This is a genomic window from Uliginosibacterium sediminicola (assembly GCF_039631295.1).
Taxonomy (GTDB): domain Bacteria; phylum Pseudomonadota; class Gammaproteobacteria; order Burkholderiales; family Rhodocyclaceae; genus Viridibacterium; species Viridibacterium sediminicola.
Window position 1 is genome coordinate 1 of record NZ_JBDIVE010000019.1, and the last position, 16,374, is coordinate 16,374.

At 58.8% G+C, this 16,374-nt stretch carries 19 protein-coding genes; 2 read left to right on the top strand and 17 right to left on the bottom strand.

What is annotated here, in order from left to right:
* The 12 genes from ABDB84_RS19670 to argF form a co-directional block, all read right to left on the bottom strand.
* Window positions 1-98 (bottom strand): sugar phosphate nucleotidyltransferase (locus tag ABDB84_RS19670; protein WP_345920953.1); only part of this gene is annotated, 98 nt, incomplete at its 3' end.
* Window positions 99-103: 5 nt separating this feature from the next.
* Window positions 104-1,129: an FAD-binding oxidoreductase gene (locus ABDB84_RS19675; protein ID WP_345921491.1), complete on the bottom strand. Its 1,026-nt coding sequence runs from the start codon at window positions 1,127-1,129 to the stop codon at window positions 104-106.
* Window positions 1,130-1,175: 46 nt separating this feature from the next.
* Window positions 1,176-1,532, bottom strand: a complete 357-nt coding sequence (locus ABDB84_RS19680) for a MarR family EPS-associated transcriptional regulator (protein ID WP_345921492.1) — start codon at window positions 1,530-1,532, stop codon at window positions 1,176-1,178.
* Between the two features lie 177 nt (window positions 1,533-1,709).
* On the bottom strand, window positions 1,710-2,894 hold the full coding sequence (locus tag ABDB84_RS19685) for a GumC family protein (protein ID WP_345921493.1): 1,185 nt from the start codon (window positions 2,892-2,894) through the stop codon (window positions 1,710-1,712).
* Between the two features lie 38 nt (window positions 2,895-2,932).
* Entirely contained in the window at window positions 2,933-5,134 is a 2,202-nt protein-coding gene (locus tag ABDB84_RS19690) for a polysaccharide biosynthesis/export family protein (protein WP_345921494.1), read from the bottom strand.
* A gap of 86 nt (window positions 5,135-5,220) precedes the next feature.
* Window positions 5,221-5,769: a dTDP-4-dehydrorhamnose 3,5-epimerase gene (rfbC, locus tag ABDB84_RS19695; protein WP_345921495.1), complete on the bottom strand. Its 549-nt coding sequence runs from the start codon at window positions 5,767-5,769 to the stop codon at window positions 5,221-5,223.
* Window positions 5,770-5,829: 60 nt separating this feature from the next.
* Window positions 5,830-6,726 carry a glucose-1-phosphate thymidylyltransferase RfbA gene (gene rfbA / locus ABDB84_RS19700; RefSeq protein ID WP_345921496.1) on the bottom strand — a complete coding sequence of 299 codons (897 nt, stop codon included), beginning with the start codon at window positions 6,724-6,726 and terminating at the stop codon, window positions 5,830-5,832.
* A gap of 13 nt (window positions 6,727-6,739) precedes the next feature.
* Complete coding sequence (gene rfbD / locus ABDB84_RS19705; protein WP_345921497.1) at window positions 6,740-7,645, bottom strand: dTDP-4-dehydrorhamnose reductase; 906 nt, start codon at window positions 7,643-7,645, stop codon at window positions 6,740-6,742.
* Window positions 7,642-8,718 (bottom strand): dTDP-glucose 4,6-dehydratase, encoded by a 1,077-nt coding sequence (gene rfbB, locus ABDB84_RS19710; RefSeq protein WP_345921498.1) that lies wholly within the window; start codon window positions 8,716-8,718, stop codon window positions 7,642-7,644. The genes rfbD and rfbB overlap by 4 nt, the downstream gene beginning before the upstream one ends.
* A 189-nt stretch (window positions 8,719-8,907) precedes the next feature.
* Window positions 8,908-9,219: a pyrimidine/purine nucleoside phosphorylase gene (gene ppnP / locus ABDB84_RS19715; RefSeq protein ID WP_345921499.1), complete on the bottom strand. Its 312-nt coding sequence runs from the start codon at window positions 9,217-9,219 to the stop codon at window positions 8,908-8,910.
* A gap of 75 nt (window positions 9,220-9,294) precedes the next feature.
* On the bottom strand, window positions 9,295-9,507 hold the full coding sequence (locus ABDB84_RS19720; protein WP_345921500.1) for a DUF2788 domain-containing protein: 213 nt from the start codon (window positions 9,505-9,507) through the stop codon (window positions 9,295-9,297).
* Window positions 9,508-9,642: 135 nt separating this feature from the next.
* Entirely contained in the window at window positions 9,643-10,572 is a 930-nt protein-coding gene (argF, locus tag ABDB84_RS19725; RefSeq protein ID WP_345921501.1) for an ornithine carbamoyltransferase, read from the bottom strand.
* 333 nt (window positions 10,573-10,905) lie between these two features.
* Here argF and ABDB84_RS19730 point away from each other — a divergent pair, with 333 nt between their 5' ends.
* On the top strand, window positions 10,906-11,196 hold the full coding sequence (locus tag ABDB84_RS19730) for a DUF3579 domain-containing protein (RefSeq protein ID WP_345921502.1): 291 nt from the start codon (window positions 10,906-10,908) through the stop codon (window positions 11,194-11,196).
* A 231-nt stretch (window positions 11,197-11,427) separates the two neighbouring features.
* Here ABDB84_RS19730 and rpsT read toward each other — a convergent pair whose 3' ends face one another.
* Window positions 11,428-11,709 (bottom strand): 30S ribosomal protein S20, encoded by a 282-nt coding sequence (rpsT, locus tag ABDB84_RS19735; RefSeq protein WP_345921503.1) that lies wholly within the window; start codon window positions 11,707-11,709, stop codon window positions 11,428-11,430.
* A gap of 132 nt (window positions 11,710-11,841) precedes the next feature.
* Here rpsT and murJ point away from each other — a divergent pair, with 132 nt between their 5' ends.
* Window positions 11,842-13,377, top strand: a complete 1,536-nt coding sequence (murJ, locus tag ABDB84_RS19740; RefSeq protein ID WP_345921504.1) for a murein biosynthesis integral membrane protein MurJ — start codon at window positions 11,842-11,844, stop codon at window positions 13,375-13,377.
* Between the two features lie 330 nt (window positions 13,378-13,707).
* Here murJ and adk read toward each other — a convergent pair whose 3' ends face one another.
* Genes adk through lpxK form a run of 4 tightly spaced genes read right to left on the bottom strand, consistent with a single transcriptional unit; the run spans window position 13,708 to window position 16,359 of the window.
* Window positions 13,708-14,364, bottom strand: coding sequence for an adenylate kinase (gene adk / locus ABDB84_RS19745; protein ID WP_345921505.1), 657 nt, complete (start codon window positions 14,362-14,364; stop codon window positions 13,708-13,710).
* Window positions 14,365-14,397: 33 nt separating this feature from the next.
* The gene (kdsB, locus tag ABDB84_RS19750; RefSeq protein WP_345921506.1) at window positions 14,398-15,180 is read right to left on the bottom strand and encodes a 3-deoxy-manno-octulosonate cytidylyltransferase; all 783 of its coding nucleotides are present in this window, start codon (window positions 15,178-15,180) and stop codon (window positions 14,398-14,400) included.
* Window positions 15,177-15,368 (bottom strand): Trm112 family protein, encoded by a 192-nt coding sequence (locus ABDB84_RS19755; protein WP_345921507.1) that lies wholly within the window; start codon window positions 15,366-15,368, stop codon window positions 15,177-15,179. The genes kdsB and ABDB84_RS19755 overlap by 4 nt, the downstream gene beginning before the upstream one ends.
* The gene (gene lpxK / locus ABDB84_RS19760; protein ID WP_345921508.1) at window positions 15,349-16,359 is read right to left on the bottom strand and encodes a tetraacyldisaccharide 4'-kinase; all 1,011 of its coding nucleotides are present in this window, start codon (window positions 16,357-16,359) and stop codon (window positions 15,349-15,351) included. The genes ABDB84_RS19755 and lpxK overlap by 20 nt, the downstream gene beginning before the upstream one ends.
* Window positions 16,360-16,374 lie beyond the last annotated feature (15 nt).

Below are 16,374 nucleotides of genomic sequence, written 5' to 3' on the forward strand. Positions count from 1 at the left end.
ATCGGCTTGCCACCAATCTCGATCATGGGCTTAGGTTTCAGGTGGGTCTCTTCGCTGATGCGCGTACCCAAGCCCCCCGCAAGAATGACTGCTTTCATATTAATTAACCCTTATCAGATGAATGCGCTGCAGAACTAACAAATGCGTCGGAATAGAAACGATGAGCAGGAAGCCCCGCATCAATCAGCAAAGTCTTGGCACTGTGAATCATCGAGTCAGATCCACATGCATAAACTGCGGAATTTTTCAGATCAGGGCCTAAGTCAAGTAACACCTGCTGAACATAACCCCTCGCGCCAGCCCAGGTATCGTCGGCACGCGACAACACCGAAATATAGTCATAGCGACCCGGTATCGAACCAACATCGAAATACAGATCCGACAGCGTACGCCCCCCCCACAAAACCTTCACAGATCTGGGCGCCTTCTCAGCAGGCAAAGCGGAGAGCGTTTCAAGAATAGCTTTGATGGGCGCGATACCAGTCCCCGTCGCCAGAAAAATCAGATCAATATCTTGCGTGTCGCGGAGAAAAAAGGTGCCCAAGGGACCGTTGAGCCGGAGCAAATCATTCGGTTTTGCTTGTGAAAACCAGTAATCACTGAACACCCCACCCTCAACTGCACGAATGTGGAATTCAAGCAGTTTGCTTTGGGCATCTGCGCTCGCCAGCGAATAACTGCGCCGCACATTATTGGGCCCGATGATGTCGACGTACTGACCAGGAATGAACTCGAACGCAGAGGTCGGCGGCAGGCGCAAAACGACACGTACGACATCGTTGGCCAGGCGCTCGATGCTGCTGATTCTGCTGGGCAGCATCTTGATCGGCGGTAGCGTAACGCCCTCCAGGCAATCTGCATCGAGACACAGATCTGTCTGGGCTGAACGCACGCAGGCCAGGATCCACCCTTCAGCCTTTTCGAGCTCGCTCAAGCCGGTTTCAGGCTCCAAGGCAATTGTCTCACCTTCAATCACCTTGCATTTACAGGTACTGCAACGCCCTGTCTTGCAGCTATAGGGAAAAGCAAAGCCCGCGCGTGCAGCGGCATCCACCAGACTGATGCCGGTATCTGCAGAAAAATGAGCACCTGAAGCTAAAGTTACATTTGGCATGAAAATCACTGACATCCAAAACCATCACACACAGCAACACAAAACCCACGTCAAGACAAAATCAATCCTGCGTGTCTTTTGTGTTTGGAAATTCTTCCGGCGCGTCTCTACGCAAGGCTTCTAGCTCGCTTTTCAACGCCTGGTATTCGTACAGCTTGCGCTTGATATAACTCTGGGTCAGCTCCACCCGGTGCCTGATACCCGCAGGCGTCAAAATGTAAGCGGTTTTGCTGAGCTTGTTATCTGAATTCAAAAAGCGTTCGATTTTTATGAAGCCTTTATCCATCAAGGCATGAATCACAAAATTCGTCCTCCCCAAACTTAAGCCTACCGCCTCAGCCAGATCACGCTGGCTGAACTCAGGGTGCTCTTCCAGGGTTTTCAGTAAACGAAACTGGGCTTGTTGCTCAGGCGACATGTGATTTTTGCGGCACGAAAGAGGATGTTCGCTTACCCAGCCAGGAGAGGCCGTTCACTACTGAACATCCTACACCACAAGCTGCCCCCAAAACCACCCTTAACGCATTTATTATCGTGCGCGTGCGAAAATGCACGCGCTAGATTCTGCCATTTGTTTCGAGTGCTAGCTCAAGCACTAAGCTTTCAATGCTGATCGGATTTCATCCAGCCTGGAACGTTGCGACGGACTGCTCTTCAAACGCTGCAAGGCCTCCCGAATAAATGCCAGAACGAGCCCCAGAAAAACGCCTGCAAACAATGCCAACAGCACAATCATCGTCCTTTTGGGCTTGGACTTCCTCTCAGGGGGAACTGCCTTGTCCAGCACCTGAATATTGGCACCATCTTTGGCCTCATCCAGCTTGGCGATCTCATACTGCCGACTCAGAAGCTCGTAGAGCATTTCCTGATATTTCAGCTCCCGCGTTTTACGCACATACTCAATCCCCGCTTCCGGCATTCCCTGGCGTGAGAACAGCGCATCATCACTCCCATTGCGCTCCATCTGGCGCAGCTGCGACTGAAGCGCCTCCAACTCACCGCGCAATCGCTGCACCGCTGGATTCTGTTCTGTCGCGTAGTTCTTCATTGCCACCAACTCAACCTGGCGCGCCGCAATCTGGGCTCTCAGATTTGCCGTCGCATCAATGGCGACTTTGCCCTGAGCTTCGAGCTGCAACAGCCCCGTTTTTTGCTGCAACTGCTTGAGCGAAATTTCGGCATCGCTCAAGTTCTTGCGTGTGTCACGCAGCTGGGTCTCGAAAAACAATCGGCGTTGCGCTGCCTCGGTGACCGCCAGGGTCTTGCTTACACGACGCAGCTCGTCGACATAAGCGTTTGCAATCGACGCGGCAACATCCGGTGAAGGATCTGTCACCGCGATATTGATAAGACCATCCTTTCCGGAATCAATGAGCGTCACTTTCTCCAGCGCCCTAAGTGTGTCGTCTCGGGATCTAGTCTCGTACCGCTCTTGCAGCTTAAAGCGCTGAATCAGGCTCACCCCTACATCACGGCTTTTCAGCATCGCAATATACAGATCGTTCGGATTTTTCAATCCAAGACTCCCTCCAGCCACAGCCGCCAGTCCCCCAAGCTGCGATAGCGCACCAGAGGATTGCTGTTGCGGCGGCAGCACGGAAGTCCTGGCCTCATACAGCGGCGTACTGACAAAAGCGTAAATGATCGCAACGAGGACAAACAGGCAGGGCACCATCCACAAGATTCTCTTGTGACGGGCCAGGACAAGGACAATGTCGAGAATATGAATTTCGTCTTCGTCAGTGTCGCGGAGTGGTTCAGACGTCGTATGTGTTGTCAATTTGTATATCTCAGCTGATCTGCGGTTGCAACGAGCGTTCAGTTGCTAAGTGTCTTGATTGCTGCAGCACTTAAGCCGAAGTTAGCCAGAATCTGGCTCCAGTCCATCAAATTCTTCATGAATGTCGTACGATCAACCTTGTCGGGGACGATGATTGCATCGCCAGGCAAGGCATCGACACTCGCCAAACCACGCGAGAACCAGCTATCGCGCTGTTTGGCGCTCATCACCGCACCATTGGCGCGAATCACGAAGGTACTCTTTGCATCACCCAATTCGGTCGGTCCGCCAGACATGCCAAGATAGTCGCCAATAGAGGAACCCTGCTCATAGACAAAGGCGCTGTTTCGATTAAAGACAGCCCCAATGACTTGCACTGTCGTGGGCTTCGTAGGCACGAAGAGGTGATCGCCATCTTCAAGTGCGAACGGAGGGAGGTCGCTCAGCTTGCTGGCGCTGAAGTCCATCCCCAAAACCAGGCGGCCGCTAGCGCTATTACGCAGCTTTTGCGCGCGCGCTCTCTGTTCAGCAACAGCCAATTGCGCGCCCTGAATGTCAGAGCTGGAAATTGCATTCTGCCCACGTGTCGAGGCATTGCTTTGTGCCGACTCTTCCAGATAATCGGCCAGGCGATTGAGCTCTTGCTGCTGACGCGCCCGGATCGACTCACGCGAGAACTCAGCACCGAAAAGAAAGGCGCGGCGCGTCAGACCGCCGATGCGTGCCACCAGTTGCGGCAGAGTCTCACCTTCTTCCACCTGGTAGATGCCGGGCGCGGCCACTTCACCATCAACGCGGACATAACGCGCCTGCTTCTGCGAGGGCACGCGAATATCCTGCTTGCTGAAGACATGAACGACGTCACCCTTTTGCAGGACGAGGTTCGCCTCCGGCTTGCGCTCCAACACGGCCTGGCCGAGATTGAAAGGGATCAGGCTGGTGGTGAAATCGACCGGGTTCAAACGCTCGATGACCGCATAGTCCCAATTGACTTCCAGATTGGTGGTCGCCACTGCAGCCGATGATCCCACCTGGGTCGTGTCACCCACTGCCGGCACGCCACGCGTCCAGAACTCGCCGCGGACGAGCATGTCCTTGGACTGGATCAGATCGGTCACACGCATGCCGTTCGACCAGGGCAGGCGGATGTTCTGCGCAACACTGCCACGCAGGGTGACCCCCTCTTCGACACGCTGGGTAAGTGAATAGATCTCGATGACATCACCGTCACGCACCGGGAACTTGGCCACTTCACCCAGCGTCACGGACGCGAGGGTGCGCGACTTGTTGGCTTCAACGCGCTCGACAGACACACGCCCATCTCGTGCATAGACGTTCAGGCCGCCAGCCCAGTCGACCAGGCTCTGGATCGACTCGCCCTTCTTGAGCTCGAACACGGCAGGCGCCTTGACCGCACCGTACAGCGCAACTTGAGCGCCCACCGGTGCGACATAGATCACATCACCGTTTTGCAGCAGAACGTCCTTGCTTTTGTCGCCTTTGAGGATGAAATCATAAAGATCAAAACTACTGACCAGGGCACCACCACGACGCAGCTCCACTGTGCGCATCGAACCATTGGTGGCAGGCCCGCCAGCAGCGTAGAGCGCATTCACGACCGTCGACAGCGAGGACAGACTGTAGGAGCCCGGCGAGCGCACAAAACCGACCATGAACACCTGCACGGCACGCAGCTGCCCCATCGTCACCGCGAGGTCGAAGTTGCGGAACACCTTGCCGATTTCATTGTTGAGATGCGTCTTCAGAGACCCGAAGGGGACGCCGACGACAGCGATATTCCCAACTTTGGGCACATAGACTGTGCCAGCACGATCAACCGTAAGGCTCAGGTCGGCATCGATTTGCCCCCACAAACGCAGAGAAAAGCTATCCCCCACGCCCAAAGCGTAGTCATTCGGCACAACCCCTGACTCTAGCGGATGAAAAGACGAGCTTGCCTGGAAGAAGTTCGCACCAAACACCGGCAATTGAACCGAATGCGCCGCGCACAAATAGGCACGGAATGCGCCGCTGCACGGCGGCTCCGCTGGAGTTGGTGCGGCCGTGACGGCCGGTGCGCCAGAACCGATGGCCAGCGTGCGAGGCTGACTGATTGTCATCCCGTCCGCCGCAGAGGCGACTCCGCCCAAAAAAACCGCGGCAATCAAAACAAGCTGCTTCCAGACTTTCCGTAGTTTCATCGCTCGGTGCCAACCCTTAAAAAAATCAGATTCAAACAAAACTCTTACTCCAGACGCCTGCGTCGCTGCAACACTGACGGAACAACACGCATGCGGCTTAACTGGTATTCATTCAGTACGGGCTATTACTCGAACTTGTCACAGTCCGCCCAGAGCTTTCCCGCTTCGTCTTTCGCGGCCAGCTTGGGAGAAAGCCCCTCCAAGGGCCAAGCGATCGCGACATCCGGATCGTTCCAGTACAGGCTACGCTCAAACTCCGGCGCGTAATAATTTGTCGCCTTATAAAGAAAATCAGCCGACTCCGACAACACCACAAAACCATGCGCGAATCCCGGTGGAATCCAGAATTGGCGGTGATTCTCGCCGCTCAGCTCAACACCAGCCCATTGACCGAAAGTCGGCGAACTGCGACGCAGATCGACCGCCACATCAAACACCCGCCCGCTCGTTACGCGTACCAGCTTGCCCTGAGGCTGACGCATCTGATAGTGCAAGCCGCGCAAAACACCTTGGCCAGAGCGTGAGTGATTATCCTGCACAAACTCAGTATCGACGCCCGTCGCCTCTTTGAAGGTGCGTGCGTTGAAGCTTTCCAAAAAAAAACCGCGAGAGTCACCAAAAACTTTGGGCTCAAGAATCAGCAGATCAGGGATTGATGTGGAGATAACGTTCATTGAATTAACCGATAGGTGCTGAACAATATACGGCCTACATGACAAGGCTACGAAACGGCTTCAGAACACTTTTTCATTGATGATGTTGATCAGGTACTGACCATAGCCACTTTTACCTAGCGGCTTGGCGAGCGATTCAAGTTGTGCATCGTCGATCCAGCCATTGCGCCAGCAGATTTCTTCCGGGCAACTGATCTTCAGGCCTTGACGCTTTTCCAGGGTCTGGATGAATTGGCCGGCCTCCAGCAGGCTGTCATGCGTGCCGGTATCCAGCCAGGCGTCGCCACGACCGAGCAACTGCACATCCAGCTCGCCGCGTTCAAGATAGATTCGATTGAGGTCGGTGATTTCATATTCGCCGCGCGCCGAGGGCTTCAGATGGCGTGCAAACTCGACGACCTGTTGGTCGTAGAAATACAAACCCGTCACCGCATAACGACTGCGCGGAGCCTTGGGCTTCTCTTCCAGGCTGATCGCCTGACCTTGCGCATCAAATTCGACGACGCCGTAGCGCTCGGGGTCATTCACCGGATAAGCAAATACGCTGGCGCCGGCGCTACGCGCATCGGCATGCCTGAGACGCGCAGCAAGATCGTGCCCATAGAAAACATTGTCGCCCAGCACCAGAGCCGAAGGCCCCTCGCCAACAAAATCGGCCCCAATGACAAAAGCCTGCGCGAGGCCATCCGGACTCGCTTGAACCGCGTATTCAAGTTTGATGCCCCAGGCCGAACCATCGCCCAGCAGTTGCTGGAAGCGCGGCGTGTCTTGCGGCGTCGAGATGATCAAGACCTCGCGAATCCCGGCCAGCAGCAAAGTGCTCAACGGGTAGTAGATCATCGGCTTGTCGTAGATCGGGATCAGCTGCTTGCTGATGGCCAGGGTAGCCGGATGCAGGCGCGTACCCGAGCCGCCAGCGAGGATGATGCCTTTACGGTGAGTATTCTGATGAGTCATGACTGGATGGTCCTTAAAGGATTTCCTTGATCATGCGCGCAACGCCGCGCTGCCAGTGGGGCAGCTTCAAACCAAAGGCGTTTTGCAGCTTGAGAGTGGAAAGACGGGAGTTGAGCGGGCGCCGCGCGGGCGTCGGGTAATCCGAGCTCGGGATCGGACTTAGCTGCTGAAGTTTGAGGGAGACGCCCTGCTTGCGTGCCTCGCTGAAGACAAACTCGGCGTAAGAAAACCAGCTGGTCTCGCCCGCGCTGACGCAGTGATAGAGGCCGCCGGGAAAGTCCTCGATAGTTCCTTGCCCCAGGCGATCAGCATAATTCTTGACGATATGTGCGGTGACATCCGCCAGCAGATCGGCACCGGTCGGTGCGCCAATCTGGTCGTCAATGACCTTGAGCGCCTCACGCTCGGCCGCGAGCTTGAGCATGGTCTTGGCAAAGTTGCCGCCGCGCGCGGCATACACCCAGCTGGTGCGCAGAATCAGGTGACGAGCGCCGGAGGCCGCAACAAGCTGTTCGCCTTCAAGCTTGGTCTGGCCATACACGCTCAGCGGCGCGGTCGGCGAGCTTTCATCACGCGCCTCGCTACCGCTGCCGTCGAAAACATAGTCGGTCGAGTAATGCACGAAGAGCGCGCCAATCTCTTTGGCGACCCGTGCGACCGCACCAGGCGTGGTGGCATTGAGGAGACGCGCCAGCTCTACCTCGGTCTCCGCCTTGTCGACCGCCGTATGCGCAGCGGCATTGACGATGACATCCGGCTGGATCTGGCGAACGGTTTCAGCAACGGCCTCAGGCCGGCTGAAATCGGCGCAGTAATCCGTGCTGTCGTAATCGAACGCAAGCACCTCGCCCAGCGGGCTCAGTGCGCGTTGCAGCTCCCAGCCGACCTGGCCGCCGCAACCGAGAATCAGGAGTTTCATTGCACCGCCTCGCGTGCGCCGTAATTCTTGTCCAGCCATTCACGGTAAGCGCCGCTTTGCACGTCACGCACCCATTCCTGATTGGCCAAGTACCACTGCACGGTCTTGCGGATGCCGGTCTCGAAGGTCTCTGCCGGACGCCAGTCCAAGTCGCGCTCGATCTTGCGTGCGTCGATCGCATAACGGCGATCATGACCGGGACGGTCGGTCACATAGGTGATCTGCTCACGATACGACTTGCCCGAAGCACTGGGCGAGAGCTCGTCGAGCAAATCACAAAGAGTGTGCACGATCTGCAGATTGGGCATCTCGTTCCAGCCGCCGACGTTGTACACCTCGCCCAGCTGGCCCTTGGCCAGAATGGCACGGATGGCGCTGCAATGATCGCTGACATACAACCAGTCGCGAATCTGCTGCCCGTCGCCATAAATCGGCAAAGGTTTGCCGGCCAGCGCATTGGCAATGATCAGCGGAATCAGCTTCTCGGGAAAATGATAGGGACCGTAGTTGTTGGAGCAATTGCTGGTCGTGACCGGCAAGCCATAGGTGTGATGCCAGGCGCGCACCAGATGATCCGAGGCAGCCTTGCTCGCCGAATAAGGGCTGTTCGGTTCATAGGGGTTACTTTCCGTGAAGGGCGGATCGCTCGGTTTCAGTGAGCCATAGACTTCATCGGTACTGACGTGATGAAAACGGAAGCCTGCCTTGTCCGCGCCTTCGAGCGCGCCCCAATACGCACGTGCGGCCTCAAGCAAGCTAAAAGTGCCGTCGATATTGGTGCGCAGGAAAGCCGCCGGACCGTGGATGCTGCGATCAACGTGACTCTCGGCCGCGAAATGCACGATCGCACGCGGACGATGTTCAGCGAGAAGCTTGTCGAGCAAGGCGCGATCCAGAATATCGCCCTGCACGAAGATGTGCCGCGGATCGCCTTGCAAGGATGCGAGATTGCGCAGATTGCCCGCGTAAGTCAGCACATCCAGATTCACGACCGGTTCATCGTTCGATTTGAACCAGTCCAGCACAAAATTACTGCCGATAAAACCAGCACCACCCGTTACCAGAATCGTCATGACCTAATTCGCTCGTTTATAGACATCACATTTCAAACCCAAAATCGGCTTGAGCATTGCCGCCGCGCCTGCTGAACATCCGGCGCCCGAATACAAAGGTTTGCAGGCATGTAGCATGCCACCAACGCAAACCGTGGAGTGTATCAGTTATGCCAAGCCCCTACCGAATGTACCTCGGGGCATCAGCACTCAGCCGAAATGGCACACGTAGTGGTAAGGCTCGACCACTTCGATATCGAAACTGGAATTCGCGGGCACATTGAAGGACTGACCTTCGCCATAGCTGACCCATTCGCTCTCGCCCTTGAGACGCACGCGGCAGCTGCCCGCAACGGTTTCCATGATTTCCGGCGCGCCGGTATTGAAGGTCAGCGTGGCAGGCAGAATCACGCCGACAGACTTCTTGGTGCCGTCGGCCAGCACGATGGAGTGACTGACACATTTGCCGTCGAAATAGACGTTGGCTTTCTTGACGACGGAAACATTGTCGAACTGGCTCATGCTGGAAAACTCCGAAAAAAGACGAAAGATCGTCGATTATAACGGAGCCTTGCGCAACGCAGCCGCGAAGCCTCTTCAGAGGCCCAGCAGCTTGATGATCAGCTCTTTGGCCATGAAGCCGAACATGCCCAGCCCCATCACCAGGAACAGCCAGATCGTGCCGTAACGCCCCGCCCGCGAGACGCGCGCAACATTCCAGATGATGAAGAACATGTAGGCGATCAGCCCACTGAGCAGGAACTTGAGGGACAGATCCTCGAACTCAGCCACACTCAGACCAAAGATCATGCACAACTCCGATCAAGACAGGCAGGCAGCGAACGCCAGACAAGGAAGCGCCACGCTAACACGAATCCCGCCCTGCAGCCGACAAAACAAACCCCGCCGCAGCGGGGTTGTTGAATGCATCAGGCTCGCACGAGCTTAATCAGGCTTCACCTGACCGAGCAGCAGGTATTCCAGCAGCGCTTTTTGCGCGTGCAAGCGGTTTTCCGCTTCGTCCCACACCACGCTCTGCGGGCCATCGATGACCTCGGCACTGACTTCCTCGCCACGATGCGCCGGCAGGCAGTGCATGAACACCGCGTCCGGATTGGCGACGCGCATCATGTCCGCATCGACCTGGAAGTCCGCGAAGTCGCGCATGCGCTCCTCGTTCTCGGCTTCGAAGCCCATCGAGGTCCACACGTCCGTGGTGATGATGTCGGCGCCACGCGCCGCCTCCATCGGATCGGCAAACTCTTCGAAGTGGTCGGTACCGTAAATGCCGGCGCGCTCGGGTTCCACCTCGTAGCCCGGCGGCGTCGAAACGTGCACATTGAAATCCAGCACTTCAGCAGCCTGCAGCCAGGTATTGCAGACATTGTTCGAGTCACCGATCCAGGCCACGGTCTTGCCCTGGATGGAGCCATGACGCTCGATATAGGTGTAGATGTCCGCCATGATCTGGCAGGGGTGGTATTCGTTGGTCAGGCCATTGATGACCGGCACACGCGAATTGGCGGCAAAGCGCTCGACAATATCCTGCTCGAAAGTGCGGATCATCACCACGTCGGACATGCGCGAGATCACCTGCGCCGCGTCCTCGACCGGCTCACCGCGACCGAGCTGCGAGTCGCGCGTGTTCAGATAGATCGCCGAGCCCCCCAGCTGGAACATACCCGCCTCGAAAGACAGACGCGTGCGCGTGCTGGCCTTCTCGAAGATCATCACCAGGGTGCGATCAAACAAGGGGTGATAGGGCTCGTAACGCTTGAACTTTTCCTTGATCCAGCGCGTACGACCAAACAGATAGTCGTATTCCTCGCGGCTGAAATCCTTGAACTGCAGATAGTGCTTAAGTGGTTTGCTCATGTGTGCTACCCGTGCCGCGCCGTGGGGCGCCTTGCGGGGCCTCGCCTCATTTTTGTGCTTGCCCCCCGGCAAGACACCGTGACAAGCCAAGCAGATATGCAGGCCGCCAAAACGCTTGATTTTACTGGAATGCCACGCCAGCCGCCAGTCTCGGCGCAGCACGCAGACGCGCCGCACATTTCTGCTAAACTTTGTGCGTTGCAAGGCCGTTCTAGATGACTCAAACGACCCTTCAATATTTTCGGGCTGGGCAAGCACAGAGCTTGCTTAGAAAAGCATATGCATACTCAGCTCAGCTCTTCGATCACTGCCTCACCTGCCCCGCTGCCGCCCATGTCTGTTCTCATCGCGAGCTTTACCATCATTGGCAAAACCCACGACGGAAAACAGTTCCGACCCAGCGACTGGGCTGATCGCCTGTGCGGCATCATGTCGGTCTTCGGCACCGACCGGAAGATGAAATTCTCGCCTTACGTGCGCCCAGGCAGCCTGCCCACCGGCGAAAAGTGCGTGATGGTGGATGTCCGGCTTTACAAGCTGGAGCCGCTGGCCTACAACTTCCTGGTCAATTTCGCCAAGGACAATCATCTGCGCCTGGACTACGCTGACGACAGCCTCAGCTGAGCGCGAACACGCCCCGCATGCAGCGCGTCCGGGGCAACAGAAAAGCCCAAGACGAAACAACAGGCAAAGCAAAAAGGCGACGTTAAAACGTCGCCTTTTTTATGCATGCGCCAGACTGTCTGTGCTCGATATTTACAGCAAGCTCGCACCCATGCGCGAGCCAGCCCGCAGCAGACAGGCACAGACTCGGCGCATCAAGGCGCCCAGCCTGCACCGCAATCAACAATACGCTTAAGCAGCCGGAGCTGCCGAACCGATCGCCTTGACGGCGGCGGACAGGCGGCTCTTGTGACGTGCAGCAGCGTTCTTGTGGATGATGTTCTTGTCGGCGATGCTGTCGATCACGCTGACAGACTTCTGGAACACTTGCAGGGCTTGTTCCTTGTCGCCAGCTTCAACCGCTTTACGCACGGCCTTGATGGCGGTACGCAGACGGGAGCGCAGACTGGTGTTGTGTGCACGGGCGGCATCGTTCTGACGTGCGCGCTTGCGGGCTTGGACCGTATTGGCCATGGCTTAAATTCCGGTTCGGATTAACGAGAGCCGGTGATATTAATGCAGGCTCCTGTCCATTGCAAGCCCCTGAGCACAACAAGGCAGGCTATCATCGCGCCGACCGCCTTTCCATGAGCCTTTCCACGTAACGTGAATCTCCTCAAAGCTCTCGCCACAATCAGCAGCTTCACCTTCATTTCGCGCGTTCTGGGTCTGGTGCGCGAGATGCTCATCGCCAATCTGTTTGGCGCCGGCATGACCACTGACGCCTTCAACGTCGCCTTCCGCCTGCCCAATCTGCTGCGCCGGCTGTTCGCCGAGGGCGCTTTCTCACAGGCTTTCGTGCCGATCCTCTCCGAATACCGCAACACGCGCAGCGAGGAAGAGACGCGCACCTTGATCAACCGCGTCAGCAGCCTTCTGGGCGTCATCGTCATGGCTGTGACGGTGCTGGGCGTGATCGCGGCGCCGCTGCTGATCCTCGCCTCGGCCGGCGGTTTCCAGGACGAGCCGGACAAATTCGCGCTGACCGTGGAGCTGACGCGCATCACCTTCCCCTACATCTTCTTCCAGGCGATGGTCGCGGTGTCGGCCGGCATCCTCAATACCTGGAACCGCTTTTCGATTCCGGCACTCACACCGACGCTGCTGAATGTCAGCTCGATCGCCATGATGCTGCTGGCAGCGCCCTACTTCGCCCGTCCGATCGATGCCCTGGCCTGGGGCGCTTTCATCGGCGGCGTGCTGCAACTGGCGATCCAGATTCCGGCCCTGATGCGCATCGGCCTGCTGCCGCGCTTTGATCTGCAGTGGCGTGATCCGGGCGTGCGCCGCGTGCTGACATTGATGCTGCCCGCCACCATCGGCGTTTCGGTGGCGCAGATCAGCTTGTTGATGAACACCGTCTTCGCCTCCTGGCTGCCGACCGGCAGCATCTCCTGGCTCAACTATGCCGACCGGCTGATGGAGTTCCCATCCGGCATCCTCGGCGTGGCCCTCGGCACCATCCTGCTGCCCAGCCTGTCGCGGCTCAATGCAGCGGGCAACAAGGCGGAGTTTTCGGCAATGCTTGACTGGGGTCTGCGTCTGGCGCTGATGCTGACCCTGCCGGCCGCCCTGGCCCTGGCCTTGCTGGCCGTGCCGCTGATCTCGACGCTGTTCCAGCACGGCGCGTTCTCGCCCGAAGACGTGATGCAGACACGGAGCGCGCTGATTGCCTGGAGTGTCGGCCTGACCGGTCTCATCGTTGTCAAGATTCTCGCGCCGGCTTTCTACTCGCGGCAGGACGTCCGCACGCCGCTGCGTTTCGCGATCATCTCGCTGATTGCGACGCAGCTGCTCAATCTGCTGCTCATCGGTGTGCTCCAGCATGCCGCGCTGGCGCTGTCGATCGGCCTGGCCGCGACGCTCAATGCCAGCTTGCTGTACCTTGGCCTGCGCCGCCGTGAAGCCTTCACCCCCAAAGCGGGCTGGCTGCCCTTCCTGCTCAAGCTGGCGGTCGCACTCGCCTTCATGGGCGGCGTGCTGTACGCCACCATGGGGCAGGCCAGCACCTGGATGCAGCTCCACACCTGGCAGCGTGTCCTGTGGCTTAGCGGGCTGGTCGTAGCAGGTGCCGGCGCGTACTTTCTGGCGCTGTTCGCCATGGGCTTCCGCCTCGCCGACTTCAAACGCCGCGCTCACTAGGGCGTGTTCACATTCACCCGGCGGATTGCGTTGAAGTGCAGGGCTTACCAGACAAGGCGCGCGACACAGTGCAGGGCGGCCCCCTGCACAAGGAGCGCAACGCAGTATGGCGAGCCCTGCACTTCAACCCTCCGGGCGGGTACTGAATTGGCCACAGCACAGCGTTGCAGCTTCTCGTCAGGGGGGCCACCCTGACAGCGTCGCTGCGCCTTGTTCTGCGCCCAATTCAGTACCCGCGCAACCGTCGCGTGAATGTGAACACGCCCTAGGACAAAAAAAACGGCCGCAGCCTCCGGAGAGACTGCGGCCGTCATGCGCGCATGCTGAAGATCAGCCTTCCAGCGCGGCAAAGGCCTTGGCGGTGATCTCGTCGACCGAACCGGTGCCCTGGATGCGTGCGTAACGCGGCGCCACGGCGTCGCCCGTCGCAGCCCAGTCCGAGTAGTACTTCACTAGCGGCTTGGTTTGCGCGTGATAGACATCCAGACGCTTCTTGACGACTTCTTCCTTGTCGTCATCGCGCTGTACCAGCGCTTCGCCGGTGACATCGTCCACGCCGTCCTGCTTGGGCGGGTTGAACTTGATGTGATAGGTGCGACCCGACGCGAGGTGGGCACGGCGGCCGCTCATGCGCTCGATGATTTCCGCATCCGGCACATCGATTTCCAGCACGACGTCCAGCGCGACACCGGAATCCTTGAGCGCATCGGCCTGCGGCAAGGTGCGCGGGAAGCCGTCAAACATATAACCCTTGGCGCAATCAGGCTGGGCCAGACGCTCCTTGACCAGGTTGATGATCAATTCGTCGGAGACCAGCTGGCCAGCGTCCATCACGGCCTTGGCGGCGATGCCCAACGGCGTGCCGGCCTTGACCGCAGCGCGCAGCATGTCGCCGGTCGAGATTTGCGGGATGCCGTACTTTTCGGCAATGAACTTGGCTTGCGTACCCTTGCCCGCCCCCGGCGGTCCCAACAGGATCAGACGCATTGATATTTCTCCACTGAATTTATGTGAGCGCCGTCAGGTCGCGGCTTGCTCGAAAATGGCGCGTACGCGCGCCAGGTCTTCCGGCGTATCGACGCCGCCGGCGGGTGCTGCATCGAGAACTTCGACGCGGATTTTGTAGCCATGCCACAGCGCCCGCAATTGTTCGAGCATTTCGATCTGCTCGAAGGGCGAAGGTGCAAGCTTGGCGTAGGCGCGCAGAAAGCGTGCACGATAGGCATACAGGCCGACGTGACGCAATGGCTGAAGACCCGCAGGCAAAGGGCCTGTGACGAGCTCCGGCGCGGCCAGCATGGCGTCGCGCGGCCAGGGAATCGGCGCGCGGGAGAAGTACAGTGCGTGGCCGGCGGTGTCGGCCACCAGCTTGACCACGGCGGGATTGAAAAAGTCTTCACGCGTGCTGATCGCGTGTGCGGCCGTGGCGATCGCCGCGGCGGGATCCTGGGCCAGCGCCTGCGCGGCGCGGCTGACGATGGCCGGCTCGATCAGCGGTTCGTCGCCCTGCACATTGACGATGATGGTCTCATCGGACCAGCCTAGGGCGTCCACGACTTCGGCCAGGCGATCGGTGCCACTGGGGTGATCAGCACGCGTCATCAGCACCTTGCCGCCGGATTTTTCAACCGCCTCAGCCACGCCGGCATGATCGGTCGCGATCCACACTTCTTCGGCGCCAGCCGCCAGAGCCTGATCCATGACACGCAGGACCATGGGTCGGCCGGCGATGTCGGCCAGTGGCTTGCCCGGCAGGCGACTGGAGGCGTAGCGCGCCGGGATGACGACTTTGAAAGCACTCACGAAGCGTCGGCCTGTGCTTCGTCTGCCGACAGTTCGCGCGCCTCGTCGGCGAGCATCACCGGAATGCCGTCGCGGATCGCGTAGGCCAGGCGGCAAGGTTTGCAGACCAGCTCGGCCGCGCTCCTGCGGTAATCCAGCGGGCCCTTGCAGACAGGGCAGACGAGGATTTCAAGCAGTTTCGGGTCCATTCAGATGCTCCAGGATGTAGTCCAGCGCCACGGCGTCGATGTTCGCATCGACGGGCAAGACCCATGTCTCGGTTGGCGCAAGTCCGCGGCATTTTATCGCATCCTTCTCGGTCATCAGCAGCGCATCTGCACCATTGAGGGCCAGATCTGCGGCGTGATAGCGATAATGATCAGGAAATGCGCGCGAATCCTGCACATCCAGGCCCAGCGCCTGCAGCGTATCGAAGAAACGCTGCGGCCGACCGATGCCAGCGACGGCCTTGAGCATCAAACCCTTGAAGGAATCTGCACTGCGCCGCTGACCAGGATCATCGAGACGGTAAAAATCAGCGGGCTGCAGTTGCATGGCCGCTGTCGGAACCGCCCCGAGGCGGGCACGCAGGGCCGCACTGCACGGACCGTGGAGAATCACCAGCTGAGCCTCACGCGCGCGCCGCAAGGGTTCGCGCAAGGGGCCGGCCGGCAGATGCCAGCCATTGCCCAGCACTTGCTCGTCGATGACCACGATTTCCACATCGCGCGCCAGCGGGTAGTGCTGCAAACCATCGTCGCTGACCAGGATGTCGATCTGCGGCCGAACAGCGAGCAGCGCACGGGCGACGGCCGGGCGATCACGCCCGACCCACACCGGCACCGCACTGCGCCGCGCCAGCAGCACCGGCTCATCGCCCACTTGCTCGCCGGTGCTGAGCGCCGTCACCGGCGTCGGGATCTGCGCCTTGCCACCGTAACCGCGTGAAATGATCGCCGGATTCCAACCCTGCTGGCGCAAAGCATCCACCAGCCACAGCACCACCGGCGTCTTGCCGCTACCACCGGCAGCGATATTGCCGACCACGATCACCGGCACGCCCAGCGGCGCGGCGCGGCGCCAGCCTGAACGCCACACTGCGCGGCGCAGACCGGCGAGCAGCTGGAACAGCCAGGATAGCGGTAGGTAGGGCCAGCTCGCGGGGCCGCGCGTGGTCCACCAGGAAGGTGCTGCAGGCATCTGGAACGGCCTTGA

Excerpts from the sequence above, each read along its gene's own strand:
- ABDB84_RS19675 (WP_345921491.1), bottom strand. The coding sequence starts at position 1,129 with ATGTCAGTGATTTTCATGCCAAATGTAACTTTAGCTTCAGGTGCTCAT.
- ABDB84_RS19680 (WP_345921492.1), bottom strand. The coding sequence starts at position 1,532 with ATGTCGCCTGAGCAACAAGCCCAGTTTCGTTTACTGAAAACCCTGGAA.
- rfbC (WP_345921495.1), bottom strand. The coding sequence starts at position 5,769 with ATGAACGTTATCTCCACATCAATCCCTGATCTGCTGATTCTTGAGCCC.
- rfbA (WP_345921496.1), bottom strand. The coding sequence starts at position 6,726 with ATGACTCATCAGAATACTCACCGTAAAGGCATCATCCTCGCTGGCGGC.
- rfbD (WP_345921497.1), bottom strand. The coding sequence starts at position 7,645 with ATGAAACTCCTGATTCTCGGTTGCGGCGGCCAGGTCGGCTGGGAGCTG.
- rfbB (WP_345921498.1), bottom strand. The coding sequence starts at position 8,718 with ATGACGATTCTGGTAACGGGTGGTGCTGGTTTTATCGGCAGTAATTTT.
- ppnP (WP_345921499.1), bottom strand. The coding sequence starts at position 9,219 with ATGAGCCAGTTCGACAATGTTTCCGTCGTCAAGAAAGCCAACGTCTAT.
- ABDB84_RS19720 (WP_345921500.1), bottom strand. The coding sequence starts at position 9,507 with ATGATCTTTGGTCTGAGTGTGGCTGAGTTCGAGGATCTGTCCCTCAAG.
- argF (WP_345921501.1), bottom strand. The coding sequence starts at position 10,572 with ATGAGCAAACCACTTAAGCACTATCTGCAGTTCAAGGATTTCAGCCGC.
- ABDB84_RS19730 (WP_345921502.1), top strand. The coding sequence starts at position 10,906 with ATGTCTGTTCTCATCGCGAGCTTTACCATCATTGGCAAAACCCACGAC.
- rpsT (WP_345921503.1), bottom strand. The coding sequence starts at position 11,709 with ATGGCCAATACGGTCCAAGCCCGCAAGCGCGCACGTCAGAACGATGCC.
- adk (WP_345921505.1), bottom strand. The coding sequence starts at position 14,364 with ATGCGTCTGATCCTGTTGGGACCGCCGGGGGCGGGCAAGGGTACGCAA.
- ABDB84_RS19755 (WP_345921507.1), bottom strand. The coding sequence starts at position 15,368 with ATGGACCCGAAACTGCTTGAAATCCTCGTCTGCCCTGTCTGCAAGGGC.
- lpxK (WP_345921508.1), bottom strand. The coding sequence starts at position 16,359 with ATGCCTGCAGCACCTTCCTGGTGGACCACGCGCGGCCCCGCGAGCTGG.